The 3,769-nt window shown below is 66.3% G+C and carries 5 protein-coding genes; 2 read left to right on the top strand and 3 right to left on the bottom strand.

What is annotated here, in order from left to right; translation table 11 throughout:
* A partial coding sequence (locus tag VFG33_RS13905; protein ID WP_325026320.1) for a His/Gly/Thr/Pro-type tRNA ligase C-terminal domain-containing protein occupies positions 1-403 on the top strand: 403 nt, incomplete at its 5' end.
* 23 nt (positions 404-426) lie between these two features.
* Here the strand turns inward: VFG33_RS13905 and VFG33_RS13900 are convergent.
* Positions 427-1,614 carry an RNA-guided endonuclease InsQ/TnpB family protein gene (locus VFG33_RS13900; protein ID WP_325026317.1) on the bottom strand — a complete coding sequence of 396 codons (1,188 nt, stop codon included), beginning with the start codon at positions 1,612-1,614 and terminating at the stop codon, positions 427-429.
* 100 nt (positions 1,615-1,714) lie between these two features.
* Between VFG33_RS13900 and VFG33_RS13895 the strand changes: the two genes are divergently transcribed.
* Entirely contained in the window at positions 1,715-2,326 is a 612-nt protein-coding gene (locus VFG33_RS13895; RefSeq protein ID WP_325026315.1) for an HIT family protein, read from the top strand.
* Positions 2,327-2,364: 38 nt separating this feature from the next.
* Here the strand turns inward: VFG33_RS13895 and VFG33_RS13890 are convergent, their stop codons facing one another.
* Entirely contained in the window at positions 2,365-2,955 is a 591-nt protein-coding gene (locus VFG33_RS13890) for a hypothetical protein (protein ID WP_325026313.1), read from the bottom strand.
* 74 nt (positions 2,956-3,029) lie between these two features.
* Positions 3,030-3,689 carry a hypothetical protein gene (locus tag VFG33_RS13885; protein ID WP_325026311.1) on the bottom strand — a complete coding sequence of 220 codons (660 nt, stop codon included), beginning with the start codon at positions 3,687-3,689 and terminating at the stop codon, positions 3,030-3,032.
* Between the last annotated feature and the right edge of the window lie 80 nt (positions 3,690-3,769).

Below are 3,769 nucleotides of genomic sequence, written 5' to 3'. Positions count from 1 at the left end.
GCGGCCCGTGATGATCCACCGCGCGCTGTTCGGCTCGATCGAACGGTTCTTCGGCATCCTCACCGAGCACTACGCGGGCGCCTTCCCGCCCTGGCTGGCCCCGGTCCAGGTGATCGGCATCCCGATCACCGACGGCCACGTCAACTACCTGTACGAGGTCGCGGAGCAGCTCAAGGAGCAGGGGATCCGGATCGAGATCGACGCCTCCGACGACAGGATGCAGAAGAAGATCCGGAACGCGCAGAAGGCGAAGGTGCCGTACATGCTGATTGCCGGCGACGAGGACATGGCGGCCGGGTCGGTGTCGTTCCGCTACCGCGACGGCACCCAGAAGAACGGCATCCCGATCGCCGACGCGATCACCGAGATCGTCGAATCCGTCAAGAAGCGCATCCAGGTTTGACATCCACCCGGAGTAACCCGGGTTCATCCACTGACCGGGGAGGTCGAGAGGTGAGGTTCGCGGTTCGCAGGCCCACCCAGCGGTCGGCCTCCCCGCGCAGTCACGGCATGCCCTGCCGCGATATTTCTAGCTGCGTTGATGTCGGCATGATCCACATGACCGCAGGAAACGCATTTGAAGACCGCTTGGCTCTTACGGTTCTCAGATGCGACACTGCCGCATTCGTGGCACCTCTGCGAGGTATAGGCGGCGCGGACCATCTCGACCCGCCCCGCCGCCTTGTCCTTGAGGCGTTGTACCAACTTGCCCCAACCGCTCGCAAGGATTCCCCGGTTCAAACCGGCCTTGCGGCGAACGCCCGTTCCAGGCTTTTCGTGGGTACCTCGCGCAGACCGTGTCATCTCCGCGATCCGCAAGTTCTCCACTCGGATCAAATCGAACCGTCGGGCGAGTGTTGTAGTCGTCTGCTCTATCCAGTCGTTTCGTCGGTCGACAGTCCGAGCGATCAACCGGGCGATGGCGTGATTCGTCCGACGCCTTCGGTTCGAGCCGGGCTTGGCCCGAGCCAGCCGCCGTTGCAGAAGCGAAAGCCTTCGGACCTCCTGAGGACTCGGCTTGGGCGCCTTGAGGAGTTCACCTGTGGAAAGTGCCGCCGCCACCCTCACGCCACGATCGATACCGACGACTGCATCGTTCCCAGGCGCGGCGATGACGGCAGGGATTGCGGCGAAGGCAATATGCCACCGCCCGGCTCGGTCAAGGGTGATTCTGTACGACTTGGCAGCTGGGGGCTTTCGACTCCATCGGAACTTGATCCAGCCGATCTTAGGCACGCGTACGGCGCCCGCATTCCGGCTCAGACGTTTGACATGATGCGTGCGCAACGCGACGACCCGGAATCCCTCGGCCCGTCCAGATTTCCGCCAGGTCGGTCGACGATGTGTCCCTTGGAAGTAGTTGGTAAGGGCTTGGCTGAAGTCCCTCAATGCCTGCTGCTGAATCATCTGTGGCCCCTCTCGGAGCCAGTCACAGGCTGCACGCGCCTCTGTCAGTTGGCGAGCCTGCTCAAGGTGTCCCGGGGCTGCTTGACGATCTGGCCGCCAATAGCTGTGCTGTTCGACGGCCAAGTTCCATACGAAACGTGCGTGTCCACAGAACTCGAGCAGCCTGATCGTCTGAGACGGCGTAGGCGCAAGGCGGAATCTGGACACATCAGAAACTGTCGCATCGAGCGCCGACAGTTTCGGGTCCGCCGCTTATCGTCGGCGTTCGGCGATGTCGAAAGTGAATCCCAGAGAATTTCGGTGCTATATGAGTGACACGGGACTTCCCGGCGGCACGCCTGCAGACGAGCCCGGCGGCGGGTCGCCGTATGCGCCCGACGGGCTGGCCGTGCAGGACGGGGTCGGGGTGGCGGATTCGTTCCTGCGGCTATGGACTCCGCACCGGATGGCGTACATCGCGGGGGAGAACAAGCCGACGAGTACGGAAGCGGGATCCGGGTGCCCGTTCTGCCGGATCCCGGGGCTGTCGGACGTCGACGGGCTGATCGTGCAGCGGGGGCCGGCGGCGTACGCGGTGCTGAATCTGTATCCGTACAACCCGGGGCACCTGATGGTGGTCCCGTATCGGCACGTGGCCGACTACACCGAGCTGACGCCGGAAGAGGTCGCGGACGTGGCGACCCTGACACAGCAGGCGATGCAGGCGGTGCGGATCGTGTCGGCGGCGCACGGGTTCAACATCGGCATGAACCAGGGTGAGATCGCCGGCGCCGGGATCGCGGCTCACCTGCACCAGCACGTGGTCCCACGCTGGGGCGGCGACACCAACTTCATGCCGGTCGTCGCCCAGACCAAGGTCCTCCCTCAGCTCCTCACCGACACCCGAGCCCTCCTCGCCAAGTCCTGGCCGAGCACCTAACCCGTACTACGCCCCGCCGCGCGACCTCGCAGTACGGGTCAAGGGCGAGGTTTTTGGGCGGTGCGTTGCCAGATCTCTCGCCAGTTGGCGGTGACCTGCTTCTGAAGGTCGCCGGGGAGACGGGCGTCGGGGCCGCGGGGATCGACGCCGCAGGCGGTGCAGAAGGTGTCGACCGGGCGGCTGGTGCCGCAGACCGCGCAGCGCGGTTGGGGTTGCGGCTGCGACATGTTGGCATCGACCAGCCGGTGCAGGACCGTCACCAGACGCTCATCGGGGTGCCGTCTCGGGTCGGGGCAGTAGGCGAGGCTGGTTGCCGTCAGCCACTGGTCGGTGAGCGCCGGTTGCCGACGGCCCTCAGCCTTCTCACCCCGCCGCCGCGCCGCGTACGTCGTCTGGAGCAACCGCCAGTGCTGGCGGGCTTCCTCCAACTCGTCGATCGCCCGGGTCAGCGAGTCAGGATCCTCGGACAGCTGCCCCGGCACCTTGGCCCGGATCGTCAGATGATGCCAGGTCGCCCGGAATCCGTAGATCGGGAAGTGCAACGAGCACTCGCGCAGCGCCCAGAACCGCGTGACAGGATCCTCTGAGCTGTCACGCGCTCGTTTCGCAGCGGCCGCAAAGCTGCCCATTCCGGCAATGTAGCGCGAGATCCTGCTTCTCCACCTCCTCAATCCGGTGGAGTTTTGTCCAGCGGCGTCCCTGGTCACCTGATGAACAGCGGCATCAGGGGGCCGACGATGTCGAGGAGGCTGTCCAGCGGGATCTCGCGGCTCGGGGTGGTCACGGCACTGACCCGGACGACGCTGCGGCCCTGGCGGAACACGAGTTCGCCCTCATCCGGCAGGTAGTACCCGGGCTGGCCGACCGGCGCGAGCTGGGGCGGGGGCGTGCGCCGCGCCTCGGGGATCGTGTCCGGGCGGAACGACTCGACGATGGAGACGGTCGCGTCGAAGGTTCCCCAGATGCAGGTCAGCGCCCCGTTCACCCGGTAGTCCCGCCGCAACTGGACCGAGGCCCCGACGAACTGCTCCGCCCGCGAGGTCGACAGCTGACACGCCGCATCGGACTGGCGCGCATTGCGCAGTGCGGCCGGTACTGCGGTGCGCACGGCCAGGCTGATCGCGACCGTCTTCGCGCGATCGATGCCGTCGGCCGAACCGCGGTCGATGCCGCCCGTCGGGGTGATCCGGACGGCCCGGTCATGCACGCTGAAGACGACCCGCGATGGGCCGATCAGCGCATCCGGACCGAGCTCCGGCAGGCCCTCCACCGATCCGGCGCCGGCGATCAGCCGGGCGAGCGAGTCGGCCTGCTTGGGCAGGGCACTGACCCCGACCGTGACGGTTCGGTCGTCGATGATCAAGGTGCACAGGTCGAGGGCGGGGAGGCCGCCGTCGTTCCAGGAGTTCGGCTTCGCCGTGACTTTCAGACCGAGTTGCTAGG

The organism is Kribbella sp. (genome assembly GCF_035687465.1).
Lineage (GTDB): Bacteria > Actinomycetota > Actinomycetes > Propionibacteriales > Kribbellaceae > Kribbella.
The sequence above is the reverse complement of the archived record's forward strand: the minus strand, read 5'-3'. Positions and strand labels throughout refer to the sequence as shown.